General features: G+C 34.3%; 1 protein-coding gene. It reads right to left on the bottom strand.

Annotation, left to right across the window (positions count from 1 at the left end; all coding sequences use genetic code 11):
- Window positions 1-323: 323 nt before the first annotated feature.
- Entirely contained in the window at window positions 324-839 is a 516-nt protein-coding gene (locus L0668_RS20505; protein WP_235314594.1) for a hypothetical protein, read from the bottom strand.
- Window positions 840-1,486: the final 647 nt, after the last annotated feature.

The raw sequence follows: 1,486 nt of genomic DNA, 5'->3' as shown, positions 1-1,486 counted from the left end.
ATCCAACTTCGATTCAATCAAATGATGAATAGCATACTCAAACGTGCCCGCCTGAAGTTGGTCTAAATAGTTGATAACAACCATGGTATTTTGTTGATAATTAAGAGGAATAAAACGTGGCATCACCAAGGCTCCTTTGCCTAATTGATAATACCTATTTGATCACAAACCACGATATGAGGGAAGGATTGATTGTACAAAAATCAAACAAAAATAGACTTTTTCTACAGCCTCAACGCCTCGTTAAGAGGCAAAAAATTGTTGGCTAAGATTAGCGACGAAGGAGCAAAAGCCAACTGTTTTTTGTCCTTTTAAACGACTTGTTAGAGGTCTGATTTTGACTCTACCAACATATCATCCATAATATTCTTGAATACGTCTTCTGTTAAACCGTAAGTTTCAGCTATTTTATAGAAAATAGAAGATACCTCTTCATCGACAGATTTAAAATATTCTGCTGATTCTTCAAGTTCTGCAATCATTTGATTACGCCCATCTTCACTCATGAACTCCATTGCTCGTTCTGAGAAATAAGAGTGCGCAAGCCAATTACGCTTTTTTAACGCTTCCTTTAATTTTATTTTGAGTTCTTCACAAGGTATACCAAGTTTTTGGAGGCGACCTAGAAGTTGTCCCAATGTTCTTTGGCTTTCACCATCAAAGAATTTATCAAAGTCTTTTTCCCACTTTTCCGTAGTTGAGAAACCAGGTACAGCTTTTGGAAAGTGGTCTAAAAAGACAATTAAATGGATCATTGCCTGCTCAAGACATTGTGCAGAATAAATGGTTAACCCAAAATATGCGTATACCTCCTTGCATTGCTCAGAATGCTTATCCATAAGACCTCTAACGCTTATTATCGAGCATGTCGTATATGTAAATGCCCAATTTGTATTTTGTATTCGTCAAATTCACCACTTACCTATTGATTTTATTAAAGATTATTTATCTTATTTCTAATTTAAATTAGAAAATCTAAAAAACAAAAGGAGCCTGACTTTAACGCGACTTTTTATCTTTCCTATTAAATACTACGAGCAAAATATTTTCCACAATAAAATTAATAACTTAGCACTTTTGATAAAAACAAAGTGAGCCTAGGCAAAATTACATAATAGGAAGCAAATTTAACATATTTCGCAAAATCTTATTATACCTGTATTTAATAACAGCAATTTAAGTGAGGGTTATTGATAGAAAATAATCAGTGATAATTTGTTTTTTTTCAACGTCTGGCTAAGTTACACGTTTTGAAATGTTCAAAAAAAGATACCCCCCCTATTAGTAAGAGGGGGGTATCAGCAGTAGCTTTAGAGAAGTAACTGAATATAGAAAACGCTCCGCTATGGCTCGTTGCCACGAGAGGCTGCAGGTTAAAAGCAAAAGCCCCACTTACACAATAACATTTATGTAATGGTCTAATTATTCAAAACACATTGTTGGAGGTATCATAACCAAAACCAACGAGGTAATAATGAGTAAGAAA

Origin of the sequence: Paraglaciecola algarum, from assembly GCF_021532655.1 — a bacterium.
GTDB classification, from domain to species: Bacteria; Pseudomonadota; Gammaproteobacteria; order Enterobacterales; family Alteromonadaceae; genus Paraglaciecola; species Paraglaciecola algarum.
This window is presented reverse-complemented; position numbering and strand designations above follow the sequence as displayed.